General features: G+C 44.1%; 20 protein-coding genes. 18 read left to right on the top strand and 2 right to left on the bottom strand.

Annotated features, from left to right (window positions below; genetic code table 11):
* Positions 1 to 3: 3 nt before the first annotated feature.
* Positions 4 to 1176 carry a CDP-glycerol glycerophosphotransferase family protein gene (locus tag AC4OGX_RS13485; protein WP_493331101.1) on the bottom strand — a complete coding sequence of 391 codons (1173 nt, stop codon included), beginning with the start codon at positions 1174 to 1176 and terminating at the stop codon, positions 4 to 6.
* Between the two features lie 229 nt (positions 1177 to 1405).
* Between AC4OGX_RS13485 and AC4OGX_RS13480 the strand changes: the two genes are divergently transcribed.
* The 9 genes from AC4OGX_RS13480 to AC4OGX_RS13440 all read left to right on the top strand — a co-directional run bounded on the left by AC4OGX_RS13480 (position 1406) and on the right by AC4OGX_RS13440 (position 11344).
* A complete protein-coding gene (locus tag AC4OGX_RS13480) occupies positions 1406 to 2542 on the top strand; it encodes a glycosyltransferase family 4 protein (protein WP_493331100.1) in 1137 nt (378 codons plus the stop codon).
* A gap of 28 nt (positions 2543 to 2570) precedes the next feature.
* Positions 2571 to 3263, top strand: a complete 693-nt coding sequence (locus AC4OGX_RS13475; protein WP_493331099.1) for a glycosyltransferase family 2 protein — start codon at positions 2571 to 2573, stop codon at positions 3261 to 3263.
* Positions 3264 to 3269: 6 nt separating this feature from the next.
* Complete coding sequence (locus AC4OGX_RS13470) at positions 3270 to 3626, top strand: DUF2304 domain-containing protein (RefSeq protein WP_493331098.1); 357 nt, start codon at positions 3270 to 3272, stop codon at positions 3624 to 3626.
* Between the two features lie 31 nt (positions 3627 to 3657).
* Entirely contained in the window at positions 3658 to 5556 is a 1899-nt protein-coding gene (locus AC4OGX_RS13465; protein WP_493331097.1) for a hypothetical protein, read from the top strand.
* A 148-nt stretch (positions 5557 to 5704) separates the two neighbouring features.
* A complete protein-coding gene (locus AC4OGX_RS13460; protein ID WP_493331096.1) occupies positions 5705 to 6481 on the top strand; it encodes an ABC transporter permease in 777 nt (258 codons plus the stop codon).
* 10 nt (positions 6482 to 6491) lie between these two features.
* Positions 6492 to 7226: an ABC transporter ATP-binding protein gene (locus AC4OGX_RS13455; RefSeq protein ID WP_493331095.1), complete on the top strand. Its 735-nt coding sequence runs from the start codon at positions 6492 to 6494 to the stop codon at positions 7224 to 7226.
* A gap of 16 nt (positions 7227 to 7242) precedes the next feature.
* Positions 7243 to 7845 (top strand): hypothetical protein, encoded by a 603-nt coding sequence (locus AC4OGX_RS13450; protein WP_493331094.1) that lies wholly within the window; start codon positions 7243 to 7245, stop codon positions 7843 to 7845.
* A gap of 9 nt (positions 7846 to 7854) precedes the next feature.
* Complete coding sequence (locus tag AC4OGX_RS13445) at positions 7855 to 10323, top strand: glycosyltransferase family 2 protein (protein WP_493331093.1); 2469 nt, start codon at positions 7855 to 7857, stop codon at positions 10321 to 10323.
* Positions 10313 to 11344, top strand: a complete 1032-nt coding sequence (locus AC4OGX_RS13440; protein WP_493331092.1) for a glycosyltransferase family 2 protein — start codon at positions 10313 to 10315, stop codon at positions 11342 to 11344. The genes AC4OGX_RS13445 and AC4OGX_RS13440 overlap by 11 nt, the downstream gene beginning before the upstream one ends.
* Positions 11345 to 11434: 90 nt before the next feature.
* Here the strand turns inward: AC4OGX_RS13440 and AC4OGX_RS13435 are convergent, their stop codons facing one another.
* Positions 11435 to 12415, bottom strand: a complete 981-nt coding sequence (locus AC4OGX_RS13435) for a glycosyltransferase family 2 protein (RefSeq protein WP_493331091.1) — start codon at positions 12413 to 12415, stop codon at positions 11435 to 11437.
* Between the two features lie 363 nt (positions 12416 to 12778).
* On the opposite strand from AC4OGX_RS13435, the gene AC4OGX_RS13430 reads away from it, so the two are divergent.
* The 9 genes from AC4OGX_RS13430 (at position 12779) to AC4OGX_RS13390 (ending at position 25117) form a co-directional block, all read left to right on the top strand.
* Positions 12779 to 14311, top strand: a complete 1533-nt coding sequence (locus AC4OGX_RS13430) for a glucosyltransferase domain-containing protein (protein ID WP_493331090.1) — start codon at positions 12779 to 12781, stop codon at positions 14309 to 14311.
* A 201-nt stretch (positions 14312 to 14512) separates the two neighbouring features.
* On the top strand, positions 14513 to 15916 hold the full coding sequence (locus AC4OGX_RS13425) for an undecaprenyl-phosphate glucose phosphotransferase (RefSeq protein ID WP_493331089.1): 1404 nt from the start codon (positions 14513 to 14515) through the stop codon (positions 15914 to 15916).
* Positions 15917 to 15943: 27 nt separating this feature from the next.
* Positions 15944 to 17185: an LCP family protein gene (locus AC4OGX_RS13420; RefSeq protein WP_493331088.1), complete on the top strand. Its 1242-nt coding sequence runs from the start codon at positions 15944 to 15946 to the stop codon at positions 17183 to 17185.
* Between the two features lie 63 nt (positions 17186 to 17248).
* The gene (locus tag AC4OGX_RS13415) at positions 17249 to 18184 is read left to right on the top strand and encodes a glycosyltransferase family 2 protein (RefSeq protein ID WP_493331087.1); all 936 of its coding nucleotides are present in this window, start codon (positions 17249 to 17251) and stop codon (positions 18182 to 18184) included.
* 80 nt (positions 18185 to 18264) lie between these two features.
* On the top strand, positions 18265 to 19587 hold the full coding sequence (locus AC4OGX_RS13410) for an LCP family protein (protein WP_493331086.1): 1323 nt from the start codon (positions 18265 to 18267) through the stop codon (positions 19585 to 19587).
* Between the two features lie 26 nt (positions 19588 to 19613).
* Positions 19614 to 21101 carry a cohesin domain-containing protein gene (locus AC4OGX_RS13405; protein ID WP_493331085.1) on the top strand — a complete coding sequence of 496 codons (1488 nt, stop codon included), beginning with the start codon at positions 19614 to 19616 and terminating at the stop codon, positions 21099 to 21101.
* A gap of 201 nt (positions 21102 to 21302) precedes the next feature.
* Positions 21303 to 23129, top strand: a complete 1827-nt coding sequence (gene glmS / locus AC4OGX_RS13400; protein ID WP_493331084.1) for a glutamine--fructose-6-phosphate transaminase (isomerizing) — start codon at positions 21303 to 21305, stop codon at positions 23127 to 23129.
* Positions 23130 to 23231: 102 nt separating this feature from the next.
* Positions 23232 to 24542, top strand: a complete 1311-nt coding sequence (locus AC4OGX_RS13395; RefSeq protein ID WP_493331083.1) for a S1C family serine protease — start codon at positions 23232 to 23234, stop codon at positions 24540 to 24542.
* Between the two features lie 206 nt (positions 24543 to 24748).
* Positions 24749 to 25117: a hypothetical protein gene (locus AC4OGX_RS13390; protein WP_493331082.1), complete on the top strand. Its 369-nt coding sequence runs from the start codon at positions 24749 to 24751 to the stop codon at positions 25115 to 25117.
* Positions 25118 to 25263 lie beyond the last annotated feature (146 nt).

Raw genomic sequence — 25263 nt, 5'->3', positions numbered from 1 at the left:
ATTCTATTTCAGTTTGTTGATTGATACTGATTTATGAGTAGCTGCCTTTAGATATGCGCATACCTTTGCGGCTGATTCCCCGGTCTCCTGGCAGCCTAATTCGTCAAGGTGTCTATTCACATTCTTTAGGTAAGCCTCCTCGTCAAATATCCGGATTTTCGTGAGAAGCTGTTCTGTATTTTGAGCCAGTGGAAACGGCCATGTATGGATATCTGTGTAAAAGCCCCTAGACAGATCATAATGATCAAGATCTGTTGCAAACAGAAAGCAGGGGGCTTTTTTTAATGCAAAATCCCACATGGAAGAAGAGTAGTCCGTGATGAGAATATCAGAGGCATACAAAAGCTCCTGCATATCAGGATAAGCGGAGGCATCTATATATTCGGCGGAATCAGAAAGCTGCTCCATCACAAAGTAATGCATGCGGAATAAAATGGACCATTCTCCGCCGAAGCGGCTTGTGAGTGCAGCCTTTACTTTTGCACAGTCAAACAGGTATTCATCCGCTTTCTTGGAATTCCTGTAAGTCGGGGCATATAAAAGAATATGGTTCCCGGCTGGGATCTGATAGTATTCCCGGATCTTCTGATACAGGTCATTCCTGTTCTGTTTTACCAGCATATCATTTCGAGGCATTCCATAGGCGAGTACTTCGCCCTGATGCTGAAAGCTTTCGCGTAGAGTCATTTGCGTAAATGCCTCGGAGCTGGAGAGATAGATGCAGGGATTTTTACGCGCGATCTCTGCGCGCTTCTGTTTTCCTGCTGTCTCTTTCTCGTATGCGGCTCCTACTTTCTTATAGGCGCCGCCGCCGTGCCAGGTATTGATCAAGATCTGCTTTTTCGTAATCGGAAACCAGGCCGGAATCTCCGAATTTGTAATGAGATATCTGGAAGTTAAACATATCCGCAGAAATGCCAGGGAGAGATATCTGGTGGTGCGAATCCCCTTTTCTTCCAGATGCCGGAACTTTTCCGGATTCTCAAAGGCCCATACGATTTCATATTCCGGCTCATGCTCAAGCAGATATTCACAGATATATTTCGGATTGCAGGAGTACTGAGAACCAAAATAACTAAAGAATACCACCCTTTTTTTATGCTGTTTTCCAACGGAAAGTATTTTTAACGCATGGCGCAGGAAACGTGCCATGATTGTCTGTATCTGATCTTTCATTTAGGAGTCCTTTCTTATTTATAGCATTGTAACTGTTCAGAAACATGAACAGTTACAAAATATTCAGTAATATCGTTAGCATTATAAGCCAATCCTATCAGATATTCAAATGTTTTCGAAGATTTCGTGTCTAAATATGAAAAATTGTAAAAAAATGGGCCACATTCCTTGCGATTCAGGATGGAATCGGGTACACTAATAGTTGCATTTTAGGAAAAGAGGTACACAAATGGGAAGATCATATTGTATATTCTCAGCGCAGTATCTTCCGCATATGGGAGGAGTCGAGCGTTATACATATAATTTAGCAAAAAAATTGATTGAAATGGGAAATAAAGTGACGGTTGTGACATCAAATCTGCAGAATCTGGCAGAATATGAAGAGATGGAAGGAATCAAAGTATACCGTATGCCATGTATGGATTTGTTAAACGGCAGATATCCGGTATTGAAGACGAATGGTGAATTCCGTAAGATCAACCGGATCTTAAGCGGCAAACGGTTCGATTTTGTGATTGTGAATACAAGATTTTACATTCACTCCATCTACGGACAGTGGTTTGCACATAAAAACCGTGTGAAGATGATTACCATTGATCACGGTAGCAGCCATCTTTCTGTGGGGAATCCGGTGCTTGATTTCGTCGGAGGGATCTACGAACATGTGATCACGAAGATCGGACAGCTTTTCTGTAAAGATTATTACGGCGTATCCGGCGCCTGCGTGGAGTGGCTTAAGCATTTCCACATCCGGGCAAAGGGAATCTTATATAATTCCGTAGATGTGGAGAGTATCGAAGCTATTTTAGATGAGAAGGTTCAAAGCTACAGGAATCTGTACGGGATCGATGAAGATGCCGTTGTGATCACATTTACCGGACGGCTGCTCCCGGAGAAGGGGATAGTTCAGCTTGTGGAAGCGTTTAAGGCTCTCAGGAAAAAGCATGAGAACGTTTATCTCTTTCTGGCGGGAGACGGAAAGCTGGACAAGTTTGTGAAGGAACATGCAGACAGCCATCTGATCCCTCTGGGGCGGAAGTCTTTTGAAGAGGTGGCAGCCCTTCTGGCGGAGACGGATATCTTCTGTCTGCCTTCTTTTTCGGAAGGATTTTCCACATCGATCCTGGAGGCGATTGTCTGCAGGTGTTATGTGGTGACTACGAAGCGGGGCGGAGCAAGAGAGACATTTCCGACGGACGAGTATGGCATGGTGATTCCGGATAATGATGTAGATGTATTGACAGATGCATTGATAAAAGCAGTCGAAAGCCCTGATAAAAGAGAACAGGCAGTCTCTTTAGCATATGAGAGATTAAAGAAGAACTTTACCTGGGATATTGTCGCGGCGAAAGTAGAGAGACTGTAAAAGATACAAAGAAGGAAAGGGAAGGAATATGCAGAGTGAATTACTGATTGTGATACCGGCGTATAACGAAGAGGAAAATATTGAGAATGTTGTCACGTATATCAGAGATAATTATGCGCAGTATGATTATGTCGTTGTCAATGACGGCTCCAAGGACAGAACTGCGGAGATCTGCCGTCAAAACGGCTATGAATTACTGGACCTGCCGACCAACTTAGGACTGGCGGGAGCCTTTCAGGCGGGGCTGAAATATGCTTATGTCAAGGGCTATTCTTATGCAATACAGTTTGATGCTGACGGACAGCACAGACCTGAATTCATTCAGGCGATGCTGGACAGAATAAAGGAAGGATACGATATCGTCATCGGTTCCAGGTTCTTAAACTACAGGAAGAGCAAGTCGCTTCGGATGATCGGCAGCAAGATCCTTACAGTTGCCATCAAGATGACGACAAAGGTAAGGGTGTCAGATCCGACTTCCGGCATGCGGATGTTCTCCCGGCCGATGATTAAGGAGTTTGCGCAGAACTTAAACTATGGACCAGAACCGGACACGGTTTCTTATCTGCTGAAAAATGGTGCAAAGATATCAGAAGTACAAGTGAAGATGGATGAGCGTCAGTTCGGTGAGAGCTATTTAAACCTGATGGGCTCCGCAAGATATATGATTAAGATGCTGGTGTCCATATTCTTAGTACAAAACTTCAGGAAAAGAGGTTAGATTAACATGACAGTATTAATCAGAATCCTGCTGATCGTCAGTGCGGTCTTGCTGCTTGTGTTTATGCTAAAGAGGATACGGCAGGCAAAATTAAAAATAGAATACACGATCTTTTGGATCATTTTTGCAACTCTTCTGGTGTTTATGGGGATATTTCCGAAGCTGTTTTACTGGATTTCCGCAATGATCGGGTTCCAGTCGCCGATCAGTATGGTATTTTTAGTGATCATTTTTGTGTTGATCCTGAAAATGTTCTTTATGACCCTGCAGATTTCGCAGCTTGAGAACAAGGTGGATGCCCTGGCACAGCAGATCGCGATTGACAGAAAGATAGATAAAGACGAGAAGAACGAAGAGAAGTAGGTAAGGAAAAATGAGGGAATACATACTGTGTATGTTATTTTGGGTGATATTCACTGCGCTTTTGTATCTCACGGGAAGGGCAGCAGCTGGAAAAGAGAAAAGTGAATCTTATGCAATGACAACGGGGTATTTGATCTACAGCGTTCCGGTGGCAGCAGGCGGTATGCTTGTCCAGTTAACCAATCTGCCATGGATCATGTTTGCGGTATGGATGGCTGTTATTTGGCTGGCATTGACCGGATACATTCTGTATACAGGGAAAAAGAGTCCGGGCGTCTACCGGTTTAACCTGTGGGGCTATATTAAAAATAACTGGATACTCTATGTGATTCTTGCCGTATTCACGGCCATGCTGTTTTTCTATTATAGAGGCTTCTGGCTGGGAAACCACTTGGATGACGGGTACTATCTGACAAAAGTGGCCAGCCTTCCGTATACGACGACAGGATATTCCACGAATTTTGCGGTTGGTGTGGCGAATGCCGGACTCGATTCATACATTATTAATACATGGGAAATCGAGGCTTCTGTATATGTAAAGCTGCTGGGTGTGAAACCGACCCTGTTCCTCCGTCTGTTTCAGTCAATATTTTACTATTTCCTGTTTTTAAATATCGCAAAAGGGTTTGCAGAAAATATTTTACAAAAACTGAAAAACAAAGTACCGTCATCAATGGCACAGTTTCCATTGGTGATCACACTGATATTCGGGATGTATTATATCTTTTTGTTTTCGTCTAATCTGTTTCCGGTCAGGGATTCCTTTCATTTCAATACCGGAATGTTCTTAGGCGGAACGCTGCCTAAAATGCTGGGAATCATACTGCTTCTGTTTTATTTTATCGATGCAGTAAAACCAAGCAGCAGGATGGTACTGGGGGTGGCAGCAATCTCACTGGTCATGATCTCCAAGACTTCTGTGGTACTGCCGGTGATCCTTGTGACCGCCGTTTCCTATCTGGTCATTTGTCTGGCGGTTAATGGCAGAAAGAAGGAGCGGATCATCGCGCTCGGAATCTTCATCCTGTACACGGCAGCGGCAATTGTCCTGCCCGGATCGGCTAACACACAGAAAGTGGTCTATACAGAAGTTCTGACGGATCTGCATTCTCCGGTACTGCTCATTAGCATCGTCCTTTTCCTGTGCAGTTTTTTCCTGCGGGAGAGGATTATCAGTCAGATCAACGGTGTCATGCTCCTGATTGCATGTCTCATGCTGATTCCAGAGTTGAATGACGTATTTGAAACGGCATCCGTGTATGGGTTTGTAGGAGGACGGTCATGGACGACCTGGGTATACACCATGGTTATTTTGAATTTTGTCTATGCGTGTATCATACTGAAAAGGCTCCATACAAAGGAGCGTGTGATTCAAGGGGGATATCTTGTCCTGGGAATGGTACTGTTGGTCTTGATCCCTTATGGTTTCGATAAAACGGCAGATACGATCATTCCCGGGGACGAGCCCCTTGAGACCAACGTGAAAAAGTGTATCCAGGTGATCCGGCAGAATAAATACTTTGCACCCACATCCACGATCCGCCTGGGGGAACAGTTAGAAAAGCTGTCTGATGTTTCAGACGAGAAATTGTATGTCACTTCACCGACCTGGGTTCTGCCTGATGATGCCATGCATGGCCTGGCAGTTACCTTAAGAACTTATGCTCCCGATATTGTATCTGTTTCAGCAGTGGAACGTTTCCCCGTAAAGGGAGATTCCCCGCTGGCAGACTATGACCAGGGAACTTACACGGTATTTGCCAGCACTCCGAATGAAGAGAGTGCAGCTGCGTTTGAACAGCAGATTGAAAAGACGGGGATCAACTGTGTTGTGGTACAAAATAAGGACTGTGCAAAGTGGTTAGAAGAGATGGGATTTCAGCTCTACACATTTGTAGAAGAAAACTCCTATTATATATGGTACAAGTAACCTGACCTTTTGTTCTCCTTGATATTTTCAGGATGCAATGCTATACTAACGTAGGATATTTGTCGGAATATAAAGTAAAAATGGAGGAAACCGCGCAAGGCAGGCGAGTCCCTTTTAGAGGGCGGCAGAGCGCGGAAAGAGGATAGTTGTGTCTGGTTATATAAAAAACTTTTTGAAATTTCAGCCGCTTTTGTCGGAGTTAGTGGCGAGGGACATTAAGATCAAGTACAGGCGTTCCGTACTGGGGGTTCTGTGGACATTATTGAATCCACTGTGTATGATGATCATATTGTCCATCGTTTTTTCGAATATTTTTAAGTTCGATGTGGAGAATTTTCCGCTATATGTGCTGAGCGGACAGGTTATTTTTAACTTTTTTAATGATGCGACGACGAGTTCGATGTCTTCCATTATCAGCAGTGCATCACTGATTAAAAAGGTGTATGTGCCGAAGTACCTATTTGTATTGTCTAGGATCGTATCCAGTTTTATTAATCTGATGGCGGCCTTCACGGCGCTGCTGCTTGTGATGGTGGCTACACGTACGGAGCTTCATTATACGGCATTCTTATCCGTGATCCCGCTTTTGATGGTGGTTGCGTTCTCACTTGGGATCGGGCTGATATTGGCGGCGCTGACGGTTAAGTTTCGGGATATCATCCATTTATATTCTGTGTTTACAACGGGACTTTTATACTTGACCCCCGTGATCTATCCGATGTCGATCCTGCCGGAGAAGATCAAGATGGTTGTGATGCTCAATCCGCTGACCAATTATCTGATCATGTTCCGTGATCTGATGATGGAGAATACACTGCCGTCTTTTTCGTCACTGCTGATCGGGATCGTCGAAGTGGCAGCGGCCCTTGCTTTGGGTATTTATGTATTCTATAAGAACCAGGATGAATTTATTTTAAATATATAGGAGCTGTGATATGGTAAATGATACAATTGTAAAAGCAGAACATGTATCAATGAAGTTTAATCTGTCTTCTGAGAAGTTTGACAGTTTTAAAGAATATGTGATCAAGAGCATCAAAAGACAGGTCAGCTATGATGAATTCTGGGCGCTTAAGGATGTTTCCTTTGAAGTGAAAAAGGGAGAGTCCCTGGGGCTGATCGGACTGAACGGCAGCGGGAAGAGTACCATGCTCAAGACGATCGCCGGGGTGTTAAAGCCTACAGAAGGTAAGGTGACGGTGAACGGAAATATTGCGCCGCTGATCGAGCTGGGCGCGGGATTCGATATGGATCTGACAGCCCGGGAGAATGTGTTTCTAAATGGTGCTCTTTTAGGGTACAGACGTTCCCAGATGGAAGAGCACTATGAGGATATTGTGGCGTTTTCAGAGCTTGCAGAGTTTATGGACGTCCCCGTGAAGAATTTTTCATCAGGTATGGTTTCCCGTCTGGCATTTGCCATTGCGACAATAGGTACGCCCGATATCCTGATCGTGGATGAGGTCCTCTCTGTCGGCGATTTCCATTTCCAGGAAAAGTGCGCCGATCGGATTCAGAGAATGAGGGATCATGGCACCACGATCTTATTTGTCTCTCACAGCCTGGAGCAGGTCAAAAGTATCTGCAACAGAATTGCGTGGCTTGAGAAGGGGCATTTGAAGATGTTTGGTGATGCGGAAAAAATCTGCAGTATCTATGCAGAATCATAATAGAGGAACTTGGAATATGAAGAAAAAGATGAAAATAATCATATTAATATTCGTGGTCGCAGTTCTGGCCTTTTTATATGCACATATCGATAAAAATACGTACTTATACGACAGGGACACGCCGTCAGAGACCTATGCAGGTACCGGGATACTAAAGGGTGGCGAGGAGCTTAAGCAGACGTTTGTATCCCAGGAGGAACTGCTGGACGGCATCAATATCAAATGTACGATTGTTGGAAATGTGGATCAGGTCGTGCTGGAGTATACGATCAGGGATAACCAGACGGGGAAGACTTCCGGCGGAACGGTCGATGGGGCAGAGATCAAGAACAATAAGTTTAATTCGTTCAAGATTCCGGAAATCAGCGATGCGAAAGGCAGAGAGTACACCATTGAGTTAAAAGAGACTGGTTCTGATGAGGGGAACGGGATCACATTCTATGTGGATTCTTCCAGGCAGTTTCAAGATAGCCTGACGATCAGAGGAGAGAAGACACAGGGGGCTTTAGTTGCCCGGACACTTACTCATCGGTTTGATCTGGAGACTTTCATCGTTCTGTTGGGATTTATAGCATTTGTTGTTGGATTTATCAGAGTATTATATAAATTATTCAAATAAGGAGTTACAATGGAAAATAAATTTCTGGTTACAGCCTGTAGATTTCATGCGAAAGAAAAAAATAAACTGCTTCTTGTCGGATGGTTCATGGAAAATCTGATTCAGGATAATAAGCTTTTCGTCTTGCTGGATAAGAAGAAGCTGTCCTTTACGATGGAGGAGAAAGATTTGTTTATGAGTAACCTGCGAAGTAAGGACGGGCGGGTTATCACGAAACAGTATTATCTGTGGGTGGATATTCCAAAGGACTGGAAATCTCATAAAAAATTAAGTGTCATTAATTCATACGGCGGGAAAAAGAACGTTTCCTGTGTGATTACCATGGAAAGGCTTCTGAGGATAGAACGAAAGATTCCAAAATATATTGATAAGGGAACGATCAACGAAGACGGTTTTAGTATCGCCGGCTGGTATATTAATACAGACAATGTGAAGATCAGTTTCTGGGACAAGGACGGAAAGCAATATCCGGTAAAAATGGAAAAAAGGAGACGGCCGGATGTACTGCGCCTTTACCCGGAGGTTGAGGAGGACGAGGTTGTTGGTTTTGTGGCGGTCCATAAGGGAGCAGCTCCCGACAAGGTAAGAGTACACCTCCAGTCTGATACAAAGAAGATGGATTATGTGATGCCGCTGCGTATGTCGGCATTCCAGAAAAAGGAAGCCATGTTAAAGAAGGGGTATGAGAAGGCAAAGGTGTATTACCGCCAGTACGGTGCGGCTTCTACCATCAAGAGGATCATCGGCAAGGTGATGAAACGGGATTCCATCAGTTACCAGGCATGGTTAAAGGAACAGACCCCGTCAAAGTCAGCGCTTCATGCGCAGCGCAGCCGGAAGTTCCCGTATATGCCTAAGATTTCTATTGTTGTTCCGCTGTATAAGACTCCGGAAAACTATCTGGCTGAGCTGATTACTTCGGTGAAGGAACAAACCTATGCAAACTGGGAGTTATGCCTGTCAGACGGAAGCGGTGAGAATTCTCCGATTAAGGATATCCTTTTAAAATATGAGAAGGAAGATTCCAGGATCAGGGTTGTATACAATGAGAAGCAGCTCCATATCTCAGACAATACAAATGCGGCAATAGAAATTGCGACAGGAGATTTTATAGCTTTTGCAGATCATGATGATCTTCTCGCCAAAAATGCGTTATATGAGTGCGTGCGCGAGCTGAATCAGGACCGTGAGATTGAAATCCTATACACAGATGAAGATAAAGTCGATATGGAGGGGAAAGAGCATTTCATGCCTCATTTTAAATCCGATTTTAACATCGACATGCTGCGCTGTATGAATTATATCTGTCACTTATTCGTGGTGAAGAAAGAGATTTGTGACAAAGCCGGGAAGTTGAATCATGAATTTGACGGGGCACAGGATTATGATTTTATCTTCCGCTGCATTGAGCAGTCAGATAAGATCAAACATATTCCGAAGATCCTGTATCACTGGAGAGCACACAAGGATTCAACGGCTGAAAACCCAGAAAGCAAGATGTATGCGTTCCAGGCCGGGGCAAGAGCGATCCAGGCTCATCTGGACCGTGTGGGACTTCACGCAAAAGTCAGTATGACCCCGTTAAACGGAACATACCGCACCAGGTACATCCTGGATGAGCATCCGCTGGTTTCCGTAATCATACCTAATAAGGACCATATCGATGACCTTAAAAAGTGCATCAAATCCCTGGAAGAGAAGAATGCCTACAAGAATATCGAGTATATCATTGTAGAGAATAACAGTACGGACCAGAAGACATTTGCATATTACGAAAAGCTTCAGGAAGAATGTCCGAGGGCAAAAGTTGTCACATGGAAAGGCAAAGGATTTAATTATCCGCTGATCAATAACTTCGGGGCAGAACAATCCAAAGGAGAGTATCTTCTCTTCTTAAATAACGATACAGAGATCCTCAATGAGAACTGTATCGAAGAGATGCTGGGCTTTTGTATGCGTAAGGATGTAGGTGCCGTGGGCGCCAGACTCTATTATGAAGATGATACGATCCAGCATGCAGGAGTGATCGTTGGTATGGGCGGAATCGCGGGACACGCTTTTGTCGGATATGCAAAAAATGATCCGGGTTACTTTAGGAGGATCATCGTTGCCCAGGATTACAGCGCTGTCACAGCGGCATGTATGCTGGTGAAACGTAAGGTGTTTGAAGAAGTGGAAGGTTTTGACCAAAGATATGCAGTTGCCTTCAATGATGTGGACCTGTGCTTAAAGATACGCAGGGCAGGATATCTGATTGTCTACAATCCATATGCCGAACTCAAGCATTATGAATCGAAGTCCAGAGGATATGAGGATACAGAGGAAAAGGTACGCCGTTTTAACTCCGAGATAAAGCTGTTCTCAGAGAGATGGGCCGATCTTCTTGAGGCAGGGGATCCTTTCTACAGTCCGAACCTGACCTTAGACAAAAATGATTTCAGCTTGAATGTACATCAAAAGCTTAAAAATGAGCTCTAGGGAGGTAGGAAAAGTGCTATTTAGTGTCTATATCCCTGTATATAATGCAGAAAAGTGTTTATATGAGACGGTGGATTCTGTATTGAACCAGGAAGAACAAGAGTTTGAACTGATCCTGATCAATGACGGCTCAACAGATCAATCCTGGCAGATGATTGAAAAGCTGGCAGAAAAGGATAACCGGATCATTACTGTTAATCAGGAAAACCGAGGCGTTTATGAGACAAGACTGCGTGCGATGGAAATGTGCAGAGGGGATTACATTATCACATTAGATGCTGACGACAGATTGAAGCCGAATCTGTTGAGTACTTTGAGAAAGAAGATCGATATTTATGCACCGGACATTGTGGTATATCGGGCGGAAAAGAGATCAGGAGACAAAAGCACCCCTTTTCCGGAGCTGTGGCCTGATAACACTTTAATCGAGGATCAGAAAATCATCTTAGATAAGCTGTTTTTTACTGGTTCTTTGAATTCGCTTTGGACCAAGGCCATTCGTGCCAAATGTTTCCATCCAGAAAGGGCAGACAGGACATACCCATATGCAATGGGCGAAGATAATATCATTATGGTCAGCTGTATGAGAGATGCAAAAAGGGTTCTGTACATCACGGATATCCTATATGAGTATCATCTGGATTACGGCGGATTGACCGGCAGATTCCATCAGGATTTCTACAACTGGTATAAGAAGCGGACACTGATGAATAAAGATCTGGCAGAGAGCCTGGGGGTTATGGAGGAAGGTTATGAGGAGAAACTGGATTTAAGATTTCTTACCTTAGCGGGAAACTATGCTTTATTCTCCCCTTATAGAATCCAGAACTCAAAAGAGTATTTGAATGGGATAAGATCAGTGGCACTGGACCCAGAGGGACTGCAACTGTATCAGAAGTATAAAAAGCAGTTAAAACCAAGAATCAGGTTTTCCTTGATGCTGATTTATGGCAGACATTTCAGAATCTTGCTGGTTCTGCGGAAAATAAGCACCCTGCTGGAACGTCTTATCTTGAAATAGTTTTAAATATGTGAATTATAAAATCCGGCTGCGGGAATTCGTATGATTAAAATTGAATTCCAGCGGCCGGATTTTTGTCTTTATGAATGCTTACATTCTAAAGAGTTTCCGTGTAACCCAATCCTTTGCATATGCAAAAGTATTCCAGATCAATTCAGCCTCAATCAGAAAGTAATTAGGCAGATATTTCAGACGAAAGGGTACCTTCTTCTGTTCTTTCCGTGTTTTCAGTCCCTCCACGACACCTTCCCGGTAGTCTTTCCCGAAGCCTGTCTTTAAGAAGAATAAATATTTGACAAAATATCCTGCTGTCAGCGGCAGAAGGTTGATGACCAGCTGAAGAAACGGCATGTTCTTATAATTAAGATAAACACTATTGCGTGCGGACAGCCGTACCTTAAAGGCGTTGTATTTGGAGCCGCTTGTTCCGCTTCCAACGTGGTAGACAAGTGCCGATGGACAGTAAGTATTCTGATAGCCGTAAATCTTAGCCCGGTATCCAATATCGATATCCTCAAGATATGCAAAATGGCTTTCATCGAAGTATCCGATCTTACGAAAGACACTCCGTCTGTAAATGGCTGCTCCCGCGCATGCCGTAAAGATACGGGAGGGTTCTGTATAGTTCGCTATCGGACGTCCGCTCCCCCGGCAGACTCCCCAGCCGATCAGGGTGTATAGATCTCCGGCACTGTCGATCAGCCCAGGATGATACATCTGGATCATCTTACTGCTGACAGAAAAGATCCGCGGAGAACGCCGGATGGCCTTGACCATTTCTTCTATATAATGTGGGTCAACGGTTGTGTCATTATTTAACAAAATGACATAAGGAGTGTCAGCATGCCGGATCCCCACATTGACGGCCCTGCTGAATCCATAATTTTTATCTAAGGCGATGACCTCGATATTGGGATAATGTTCTTTCATGTAAGAGATGCTGCCATCGGTAGAGGCATTATCTACGACCAGAACTTTAAACTTGGTAAAGGTCTGGTGTTCTAATGAATCCAGACAGGGCTTCATAAAATGCTTTCCATTATAATTTGGAATGATAATTGTGACATCCATGATATATCCTCAGTTTCTATACTTTATTTTACAGCGAAGCTGTAAACTCGCCCGAAGGGCATGTATTACGGGATGCCCTCTGGGTATACTTTATTTTACAGCGAAGCTGTAAACCCGCCCGAAGGGCATGTATTACGGGATGCCCTCTGGGTATACTTTATTTTACAGCGAAGCTGTAAATCCGCCCGAAGGGCATGTATTACGGGATGCCCTTCGGGTATAATATTTGACTATTATATCAAAGAATGTGCCAGGATGCAAATCGTCCGGTGGAATCCTTGAACTGATCGGGCCTATATGGTAGAATATACAAATATGCTGGGGAGGATTATGTCAAAAAGTAATATATTATAGGAGAAAGAGATGAGAGTAAAAGAGTATATTCAGGAGAATCGGAAAGTATTTATGGCGGCATGCCTCTTTTCATTCCTTTGTTTTTGTTATATGCTGGTGACTCCGGGGATTTCTATCGATGAGGAGACCTGGATCCAGATCGAAAAGCCATTTGCCATGTGGCTTGTCCAGGGGCGGTGGGGAATTGACATTTTTAATTTTCTTTCCCTGGATCAATGGCGTTATGCTCCGGTCATGTGGGATATCCTGGCTATTTTGACATGGAACGGAGCAGGGATCCTGTTTGGGTATACGCTATTTGGAGAGAGATCAAAGAAGCTTCCGCTTTTCTTCTTTCAGGCATATCTATGTTCCCTTCCATTTGTGCTGGGAGAAATGTTTTCGTTTTCCATGTTCAGTTTCCAGATCGCTTTAGGGATGCTGAGCACTGCGGCTGCCTTCCTTTTCAGTGTCCGTGCGGTGCAGGATAGAAGGAGGCGTGACTGGATCATAGCATTGGTGCTGTTGATTTATGCCTTTTCTGTTTATCAGGCTTATATTTGTGTCTATATTACAGCAGTTGCGGCCTATTGTTTCCAGGCATGTCAAAATGAGGAGAAAGAGCTGGTCAGGAAGATCTGCTCATGGGCAGCAGTCTGTATCGCGGGAACCGCATGCTACTATGGTGTACATATGATCCTGATGCGGCTGGTAGGAACGTCCAGCTATCTTTCTGATAATTATGTGGGATGGTTCGATGAAGGCGGCGTATTCAAGGCATTGTTCATGGCCTTTGCCAATATAGTCAGAGTATCGCTGGCAATACCGATAGCCGGTGAGACAATTTATGGCGGTGAGGTGATTCGTATTGTAACCGCAGCTTTTATGGTGTTTGTGATCTGGCGCTTGATAAGAGAGAAGGGCGCTGTAAGAAAGGCCGGACTTGTGTTCTATGCATTTGTACTGGCAGCAGCCCCTTTTGCCCTGTTTCTGGCACTGGGAACTTACAAGACCCATGGCCGTGTATTATTAGGGCTTGCCTTGGCAGGCGGCGCAGAGCTCTACTTCATGCTGAGCAGTGTGAAGCGGGCAAGCGTGAAAAAGGTGGGAGTGGCAGCATCAGCTTACCTGTTGTTTTTGAATGCAAAGAATATGAACATGTTGTTTTACTCTGCCAATGTGGCTTATGAATATGACCGGACAGTGGCCAATCAGGTAATGTATGATATCAAAAAACAGGGGATCGATTATCACAGTAAGCCCATTGTGTTTTTGGGAATGGAGGAGATGGATGATGTCGGCCTCCCGGTATCCGATACGGTAGGCAGCACCATATTTGCATGGGATGATGGGAATATCTCCAGAATGTGTAATTTTCTGAAAACAGAAGGATACCGGGTGATATCTCCGAACCCCCAGGAGATCAGAAAAGCACTATCCTATCAGGACCAAATGCAGGAATGGCCCATGGAGGGAAGTATCCTGGAAAAAGATGATCTTATTATTGTATTTTTTTCCAAGCCGACTGAAAAGTGGTATACGATCAATCAAGTAGAACAATAATAGAAAGGACTGAGAAAATCGGTCCTTTTTATTATGTCATATTACGGAAATATTAAGAGAATGTTAAATGACTGGTAGATTTTACTTGTCCTTTTGAAAAAAGTATTGTATCATATAACAGATAATATGGCTGATGTAAAGAAATCAACAGGATAAATAACGATAGATTTATATAGATTTTAGAAAAGCAAGGTGAATTTTTTGATAAAGGATAATCAGAAATATTTTAACCGGATACAGGTCGTGGTGGATGGATTGATCATAATCATTTCATATGTAATGGCATGGTATCTGAGGTTTCGCAGTGGAATTTTTGTGATAGATGACTGGTATCTTCCATTAGACGTTTATATGCGTGCATTGATCTATATCGTACCCGGATATTTGGTCCTGTATGCAGTCTTTCAATTGTATACCCCAAAAAGAGTGCAGGGAAGGCGCCTGGAGGCGTGGCATATTGCACAGGCAAATGTGATCGGCCTGATGAGCTTTATCCTGATCCTGTACCTGATGAATGAGCCGAACTTCTCAAGGATGATGATATTTGTGTTCTTTGTTATCAACGTATGCCTGGAAGTTCTGACCCGGAATCTGATCCGCTATTTTCTGCGGAGGATCAGAAGGAATGGATATAATCAGAAACATATGATCCTGGTTGGATACAGCCGTGCGGCGGAACAGTATATCGACCGGATCGTTGCGAATCCTGAATGGGGGTATTCTGTGAGAGGGATCCTGGATGACCATCAGCCGAGAGGGATGGAGTACAAGGGGATCAAAGTGATCGGAAGTATTGATAATCTACTTATCATCCTGCCGCAGAACAGAGTGGATGAGATTGCGATCACTTTGGGGATCGATGAATACCACAAATTAGAGTATATTGTGAATATGTGTGAAAAATCAGGAGTCCATACAAAATTTATTCCTGATTATAATAACATCATCCCTACCAAACCTTATACAGAAGATCTTTTGGGACTTCCTGTGATCAATATCCGGCATGTCCCATTGAACGGTACAGTAAATAAAGTATTAAAACGCACCATGGATATCTGCGGTGCGATTTGTGCACTGATCTTATTTTCGCCTGTCATGCTGATTACGGCAGCGGCAATCAAGATCACGTCCCCCGGGCCTTTGATTTTCGAACAGGAGCGGGTAGGGCTTCAGAATAAGCCTTTTTCAATGTACAAGTTCCGCTCTATGGTCGTGCAGGATGCGGACAAAGAGAAAAATAGATGGACGACAAAGGACGATCCAAGGGTAACAGGAGTGGGGAGATTTATCCGGAAGACAAGCATAGATGAACTTCCCCAGCTTTGGAATGTCTTGAAAGGGGATATGAGCCTGGTTGGGCCGAGACCCGAGAGACCTCTGTTTGTCGAGAAGTTTAAAGAAGAAATACCTCGTTATATGGTGAAGCACCAGGTACGTCCGGGACTGACCGGATGGGCTCAGGTGAATGGATACAGGGGAGATACATCGATAAAGAAGCGTATCGAATATGATCTGTACTATATAGAGAACTGGACGATCGGTTTCGATTTTAAAATACTGTTCCTGACAGTGTTCAAAGGCTTCGTGAACAAGAATGCTTATTAAATCTGATTTGAGATAAGGGGAAATAATATGGCAAGAAAGAGATCCAATGGCAGAATGACAAAGCAGGAACGTGCTTTGTTACATAAGAAGAAAATGAGGAGGAGAGTTGTTCTTCTCATTGTAGAACTTATTCTCCTTGCCGTTTTAGGAGCAGGGGCATATGCAATGTCAAAATTGGATAAACTGGATTTTCAGAAGATCGACGAAAAGAATCTCGAAATCTATCAGGATACAGGTGAGTTTACCAACATTGCACTGTTTGGATTGGATTCCCGTGAAGGGGAGCTGGATGGCGGTGTGAGAAGTGACTGTATCATGGTTGCAAGCATTGACAATAATACAAATGATGTGAGGATCGTATCTGTATTCCGGGATACATTGACCCAGCAGAGTGACGGCACATATGATAAAGCGAATGCTGCATATTCTTTCGGCGGGCCTGAGGAGGCTATTGCGCTGTTAAACCGGAATTTTGATCTGGATATTAAGAAGTATATGAGTGTCAATTTCAATGCTCTGGCAGATGTGATCGACCTGCTCGGAGGCATTGAGCTGGATCTGACAGAGGAGGAAGTGTTCTGGACCAATGGCTATTGTACAGAAACTTCGCAGGTAGTAGGCCGTTCTACAACAGAACTTACAAAACCAGGCAAACAGACGTTAGATGGGATACAGGCTGTGTCCTATGCCAGGATCCGTTATACGGAGGGCGATGACTTCAAACGTTCCGAGCGTCAGCGGATTGTTCTCCAGCAGGTGGTTGAAAAGGCTAAGAAGGCGGATCTGTCTACTTTAAATAAGATCGTAGACCAGGTGCTTCCACAGGTTTCCACGAATTTGTCGACAAGTGATTTCCTAGGAATTGCAGCCAGTGCAGCAAAATATAAGATTGCTGATATGAAAGGATATCCGTTTGATGTGACCACATCAGAGGAAGTGGTGGGACTGGAAGGTTCCTATGTTGTACCGATCGGATTTGCAGATAATGTGAGGCAGCTGCATGAATTTTTATTTGGTGCCACAGATTATCAGGTTTCTGATAAAGTAAAGTCGATAGACAGTGATATTGTGTATATGACCGGTATTGCGGGCAGTGATTATGGGCCATCCGATGAGGGAAGCAGCGATGCAGAAGCCGGCGGATACTCAGACGATAGTGGTTATATGAATAACAGCGGTACAGATGACAGTGGTTATGTAGACAATGGCGGATATTCGGATGATAGCGGATATTCGGATGACGGTGGTTATTCAGACGGCAGCTATTAAAAAAAGTATCTATAGCTGTGATACAAATCTGCGTAGAAACTGGGTGTACAGTTAAGGAGAAGTATGGAATTAAAAACAGTTGATATTATTATACCAACATATAAGCCTGACCGGAAGTTTGACCAGTTGATCCACATGCTGCTGCGTCAGACTTATCCGATCCGGGAGATTATAGTGATTAACACGAAGGCCGGCGCATTCCCCTGGGAAACGACCGGCCTTGATCCTAAAATAAAGGTAAAAGAGATCAGCGGCAGGGAATTCGATCACGGCGGGACACGCCGGATGGCTGTCAGGATGTCCCATGCAGACATTGTAGTCTGTATGACACAGGATGCAGTGCCAAAGGATCAGTATCTGATCGGAAATCTGGTATCAGTATTTGAAGACGAACGCATCGGGTGTGCCTATGCAAGACAGCTGCCGGATGAAAAATGTGATGTGATCGAACGTTATACAAGAGATTTTAATTATCCGGATAAGGGATGTGTGAAAGACAGTTCGTCAGTGGAGACAATGGGGATCAAAGCATATTTCTGCTCGAATGTATGCGCTGCCTATCGAAGGAGCAGTTATGATGAAGCAGGGGGATTTGTAAAACGGGCGATATTTAATGAAGATATGATCATGGCAGGCCGGCTTTTGAAGCTGGGGTATTGCTGCGCCTATGCAGCAGAGGCTAAAGTGATCCACTCCCACAATTATTCCTGCATACAGCAGTTCAAAAGGAATTTTGATCTGGCTGTATCCCAGGCAGAGTATCCAGATGTATTTGGCGGAATAAAATCAGAGAGTGAAGGGATCAGATTGGTGAAGCAGACTGCAGCGTATCTCTGCCGGATACGAAAACCATGGCTGATCGTGAAACTGGTCATAAAAAGCGGGTTTAAATATCTTGGCTTTTTGCTGGGGAAGAACTACAAAAAATTGCCACAAAGAGTTGTAGTAAGATGTTCTTCTAATCCTAAATATTGGACAGATGTAAACAAAAAATCGTAAAATGGTGATTGAAGTTTATGCAGAATTATTGTATGATAAAGTGTAATCATGAACAAATGATTTGGTAGGAAGGATTTACGATGGCGAAGAGAAGAAAGCAAAGAAGCAGAAGAAAACCGCAGCGCGGATTTATGGCATGGGCTGCATGGAAGAAGGCGCTGGCAATCGTCGGAGGAACGTTGGTCCTGTTGACGACGGCAGGAGTTGCTTTTGCCGCATCCAAGCTGAGCAAGATAGAGACAACAGAATTAGATACAGAGAAGTTGAATATTTCGACAGAAGTTGAGCATAATGAGACCGGATATTTAAATGTTGCACTTTTTGGACTGGATTCCAGGGACGGTTCCCTTGGAACCGGTGAGCGCAGTGATACGATCATCATAGCAAGTCTGGACCGGGCGACCAAGGAAGTGAAGCTTTGTTCTATATTCAGAGATACTCTGCTGGAGCAGCCGGACGGTTCATATAACAAGGCGAATTCGGCATATGCCACAGACGATGCAGAGGGTGCGGTAGCGATGCTGAATAAGAATCTGGATATGGACATCAAGCATTATGTGACGGTGAATTTTAATGTTCTGGTCGATGTGATCGATGCACTTGGCGGTATAGAACTGGATCTGACAGACGAGGAAGTGTTCTGGACGAATGGGTACTGTACTGAGACATCACGTGTGACGGGTAAGAAGACGACCGAGCTGACCAAACCGGGAAAACAACTCCTGGATGGAGTACAGGCAACCTCTTACTGCAGGATCAGGTATACATCCGGAGACGATTTTAAACGTGCTGAGCGTCAGCGTATCGTTTTGGAGCAGATCGTCAATAAGGCACAGACAGCCGACCTTTCTACGATCAACCGGATTATAGATAAGGTATTTCCAAAGGTGGCTACGAATTTTACGCTGACTGAGATATTAGCTTATGCCAAGGACGCTTTTGACTACAAACTGACGGAGATGAGCGGTTTCCCGTTTGATAAGACAACTGCAACGCTTACAGGTGTGGGGAGTTCTGTAGTGGCAGAGGATCTGCAGGATAATGTGATACAGCTGCACAAGTTTTTCTTCGGGGAAGACGGTTATGCCCCTTCTTCTGTTGTGACTTCGATCAGCAGCGGTCTGCAGGGATATGCTACAGGAAGTGTGACAGATGAGGATGCGTCCGTATATGAGGTGCCGGAAGAGTACTATAACTATGGCAATACCGGAACCGGGACAGACAGCGGATATACCGAGCAGACGGGAGGGACCGATACAGCAGGCGGGACAGAGGCCCCATCCAATGAAGACGGTCCGGTCCAGGATGGTACAGGGGGAGACGCAGGTGTTCCTGATACCGGAGGAGAAGGTGCGGGGGATACTTCCACCGGAGGCACTGACCAAGGTACGGCAACAGAATAATAGATCATAAAAAGAGGTAAGAACAGATGGAGAGAATAATAAAAAGAGCAGGGGCTGTATTGCTGGCATTATGTCTGACGATATCATGTTTTTCCATGAAAGCATATGCAGCAGAAGGAACACTTCAGTTTTCTGATCCATCCGCAGCAGCGGGAGATAAGGTGACTGTAAAGACAAAGGTGAATGCAGGAGGAGCTGCGATCGGAGATGTGGATGTTACAGTAACTTACGATACATCTATCTTAAGGTTTGAGAGTGGTACAAATGCATCCGGCGGAGATGGAACTGTAAACTTATCTTTCAAGGGAGATGGCACAGCTCAGGAAGCAGAGTTTACGATGGAGTTTACCGCCCTTAAGGAAGGTACTACAAAGCTGCAGGCTTCTGATTATACAGCATATCTGTTTAATGATGAGTCCCTGAATCTGGTAACAGGAGATTCTACTGTTACCATTGAAGGCGGAACTCCGGTGACGGATACAGATACAGAGAAAAAGGATGGCGAGAAGAAGGCATCCTCCGGTGGTATTCAGGTGGAAGTGGATGGAAAGACCTATACCGTGAATGAGAATTTTTCAGAAGCGGCAGTGCCGAATGGATTTACTGCTGTGGATACGGAGCTTGACGGTAAGGCTACCAAGGCGATGCTTCAGGAAACCAGCGGACAGTATATGTACTATCTGGAGGACAGCGAAGGAAATTCGGATTATTTCCTTTACAGTACAGATGACGGCTCTTTTTCACAGACAGAGGCAATTGATGTGAATTCTAATCTATCTATCTATTTGATGGACCATAAAGATAGTGAGGGGCTTCCGTCAGAGTACAGCGAGACTACGATCGACATTGGCGGCAAGGTATTTACAGCTTGGAATAATACAGATGATAAGACCTATTATCTGATATATGCCCTGAGCAGTGCAGGTACAAAAGGATATTACCAGTATGACGAGACTGAACAGACCTATCAGCGTTATACTGTACCAGCAGTACAGCAGGAAGAAAAAAGTGCAGGCGGATTCACTGGTAAAGTGATGAATATGATCGAAAAGCATCTGATCGTTATCATGTGTGTAGTATGGGGTGTGATCCTTCTTCTTTTGATCCTTATCATCGTACTGGGAGTAAAGCTGTCACACCGGAACCAGGAATTAGATGATCTGTATGATGAATACGGACTGGGTGACGGGGAGGATGACAACATGCCCCGCGTTAAAAATAAATCAAGAGACCAATTCATAGGCTTCGATGAAGATGAAGATGACGACTACGAAGATGAGTATGATGATTTCGCAGAAGACGACTATGATGAAGATGAGTATGGCGACGACAGCGACGATGATGACTTCGAAGACTATGATGATGAAGGCTATGACGACTATGACGATGATGATGACTTCGAGGACTATGATGACGATGATTTCTTTGATGAAGATTATGAGGAAAAGCCAGTCAGAAGATCGAAGAAATCGAAAAAAGATGATGATTACTCGGTAGATTTCATAGACATTTAATTTATTAAGAGAGCAGTAAAGCGGGTTTAGAATATCCGTTTTGATTTAATAAGAATCAGAGGCAAGGGCCAGATTTTGTCAGCAGATGACAGAATCTGGCTTTTCTCTGTTTTCGAAAATCTTTACAAATTGTTAAATGTTTGTTACAATACACGCTATAGTATTTTTACTGAACATTTTACTGGAAGAAGGGAGTACATTATGTGCGGAATAGTTGGATATGTAGGTGAAAAACAGGCAGCTCCGATTTTACTGGATGGTTTATCTAAGCTGGAATATCGCGGTTATGATTCAGCAGGGATTGCTGTATATGACGGAAATGAGATCGGGATGAAAAAGTCCAAAGGGAGGCTGAAAGTCTTAAGCGAATTGACCCACGACGGCGAGATGATGCCGGGAATGATCGGGATCGGGCATACCAGGTGGGCAACTCATGGTGAACCCTCCGATATTAATGCACATCCGCATTTTAATAAGGAACAGAGCATTGTTGTCGTACACAACGGAATCATCGAGAATTATTTAAAGCTGAAAAAGAAACTGACGGCCAAGGGATATGAGTTTATTTCTGATACAGATACCGAAGTGATCGCTCACCTGCTGGATTACTATTATCATGGAAATCCACTGCAGACCATTACGAAGATCATGCATCGTATGGAGGGCTCCTATGCACTGGGAATCATGTTCAGGGATCATCCGGATGAGCTGTATGCGGTTCGCAAGGACAGCCCGCTGATCGTAGGAGAGTCTGAAAATGGATGCATCATTGCGTCAGATGTTCCCGCTGTCTTAAAATATACCCGAGATGTTTATTTCATAGAAAATGAAGAGATCGTCCGCATGACAAAGGATTCTATGGAGTTCTTTAATGTGGATGAGGAGAAGATCGAGAAGGAATCCACCCATATCGAATGGGACGTAGATGCAGCGGAAAAAGGCGGCTACGAGCATTTTATGCTAAAGGAAATGTATGAGCAGCCGAAGGCAGTTACAGATACGTTTTCACCCCGCATCAAAGGAAATGACATCATGATTGAGGAATTGGGAATGACGGATGAAGAAATAAAAAATATCCGAAAGATCATGATCGTAGCCTGCGGTTCTGCATATCATGCGGGTGTGACAAGCAAGTATGTATTCGAGGGGATGGCCAGAATTCCGGTGGAAGTGGATGTGGCCTCCGAATATCGCTACCGTGATCCGATCATTGATGAGGGAACCCTGGTTATCATCATCAGTCAGTCCGGTGAGACGGCAGATTCTCTTGCCGCGCTCAGGGAATCAAAGGCCAGAGGTGCACGTGTGCTGGGGATCGTAAATGTAGTGGGCAGTTCCATTGCCAGAGAGGCCGATAATGTCATGTATACCTGGGCAGGGCCGGAGATCGCTGTGGCAACTACAAAGGCATACTCCTGCCAGCTGATTGCAATGTATCTTTTGGCTATGAAATTTGCTAAGGTACGGGGACAGGTAACAGAGGATGAGATGAAAGAGTATATCGAAGACATGAAACGTCTTCCGGACCAGATCGAGCTTCTGTTAAATAATAAGAACAGGATCCAGAAATTTGCAAACCGTTATCTGGCCGCAAGAGATGTATTCTTTATCGGCAGAGGGATCGATTATGCGATCTCGATGGAAGGATCTCTGAAATTAAAGGAGATATCTTATATCCATTCAGAAGCATATGCGGCAGGAGAGCTAAAGCATGGGACCATATCTCTGATCGAGGAGGGGACTCTGGTAGCTGCAGTGCTGACTCAGGAGGCGCTGTATAAAAAGATGATCAGCAATATGGTAGAAGTCCGCACCAGAGGTGCATTTGTCCTGGCGGTGACCAATGAGGGCAATGATGAGGTAGAGCGTGCGGCTGATTATGTGATCTATGTACCGGAAACAAATCAGTATTTTGCAAATTCACTTGCCATCATTCCATTGCAGCTTTTTGGCTATTATATTTCTGTGGGCAGAGGCTGTGATGTAGACAAACCGAGGAATCTGGCAAAATCGGTGACTGTAGAATAAATATTTTGAATGTTTCAAAGTTTGTTAAATAATTGAACACAATTCCATCACAAAGACCCGTTATGATATCAATATAAAATACAAGAGAAAGAAGGAATTTGTATGGAAAATCAGTATAATTATTACAATCCCGAAGGACAGCAGGGGAGTGCTCAGTATAATAACCAGCAGAATTTTAATGATCCCAGGAAAAACCCTAAGCAGAAAAAGAAGATGCCGAAAGCTGTGGTAGTGACGGGATGTGCCCTGCTTTTCGGAGTTGTTTCAAGTGCAACATTTATTACATCCAATATCGTAGGAAGCAGGCTGCTTGGATTAAATGATAATACAGTAGGTTCAACTAAGACAGCGGCCCCCGTTAGTAATGCATCACTGACGAAGACGTCGAATGTAGTGACATCAGATGTATCAGACATTGTAAAGAACGTTATGCCGTCCGTTGTATCCATCACGAATATGAGTGTACAACAGGTACAGGATTTCTTCGGCGGAGTATCCCAGCAGGAGAGTAAAAGCGCAGGAACAGGTATCATTATCTCACAGAATGATAAAGAGTTACTTATTGTAACTAATAATCATGTAGTAGAAGGCAGTGAGACACTGACCGTTACATTCAATGATAACACAAGCCTGGAAGCAGATATCAAAGGAACGGATCCGGCACATGACCTGGCAGTGATCGCAGTTCCGCTGAGCTCCATTTCTGACAGTACAATGGATGCGATCGCTGTTGCAAACTTAGGTGATTCTACAAAGATCCAGGTCGGTGAACCTGCGATCGCAATCGGCAATGCACTTGGATATGGACAGTCCGTTACAACTGGAGTGATCAGTGCCACAGACCGTGAAAGCACAACAACAGATCAGATGACGGGCGAGGAGAAGACCAGTGATGTTAAGCTGATCCAGACAGATGCAGCGATCAACCCGGGTAACAGCGGCGGTGCACTTGTTAATGCCAGCGGCGAGGTCATTGGAATCAATTCAGCTAAATTGGTTGGAAGCTCTGTAGAGGGTGTCGGATATGCAATTCCGATCAGCGATGTGTCTGACATTATCACCAATCTGATGAACCAGAAGACTAAGACAAAAGTAGCCGAGGCAGACAGAGGATATCTTGGTATTTCAGGATTTGATGTGACGTCAGAGTATGCGGAGAGATTTAGCATGCCTCTGGGCGTATACATTACAGATGTCAGCAATGGAGGCGGCGCGGAAGCAGCCGGCATGACCAAAGGCGGCGTGATCACGGAATTGAATGGCACGACGATAGACAGTATGAAAACTCTGCAGGAACAGCTGAAATTCTACGCTAAAGGCGAAACAGTCAAATTGACGGTACAGGTTCCGGGAGCAAATGGAGAGTATACAGCCAAATCCTATGATGTGAGGCTGGGTGCTAAATCCGAATAAAGAGAATAGGGGGATCGAGACCCCGTGGAAAGAAAAGGGGAGACATTGTACAGCAGATGTCTCCCTTTACTTATGTTTAAGGAAATTCTGTTTTCAAATGTATTTATTGATTTTTCGAAATAGAAATGATATGATAACATCAAGTTAAGCATAGGGCTTAACATACAGATTTACAACTCTCTAACACTAAAAACAGGAGGATTATTATGAAAAGAAAGTTGGGAATTTTGGCATTGATAGTTATTATGTGTGCTTCGTTAATAGGGTGCGCTCAAAAGAAACAGAAGCCTGACGGTATGAGCGAGGAGATGTATGATTTAGGAACGAAAACGGTTGAGGTAATGGATAAATATCTGGATGACAAGATCGACTACGATAAAGCTCTTGAGGAAATAACGGAATTGTCTGACCAATCCGAAGCTGTTGATACTAATAAAGCGAAGGATCTTGAAACAAAAGTGTATATTGATGCACTTAAATATTGTATAGATCTTTTGGATCCAAAAGCAGATGATACTGTAAGTGAGTTGCAAAAAGGTAGAGATGAGCTGGCAGCAGTATTGGAATTAGATTAAAAAATATTTGTAATTAAAAGAGGTAAGGGCTCGATTGCCCTTACCTCTTTACAAGTGCGCCCGGCGGCGCACGTTTCTAACCGGTGCAAGTCCGGAATCCGCCCGGTAGTGGGAAGGATATAGCCGAAGGCAAGGGTGTCCATCGT

This window comes from Faecalicatena sp., from assembly GCF_058819085.1.
Note: the sequence above shows the minus strand (reverse complement) of the source record. Positions and strands in the feature narration are given on the sequence as shown.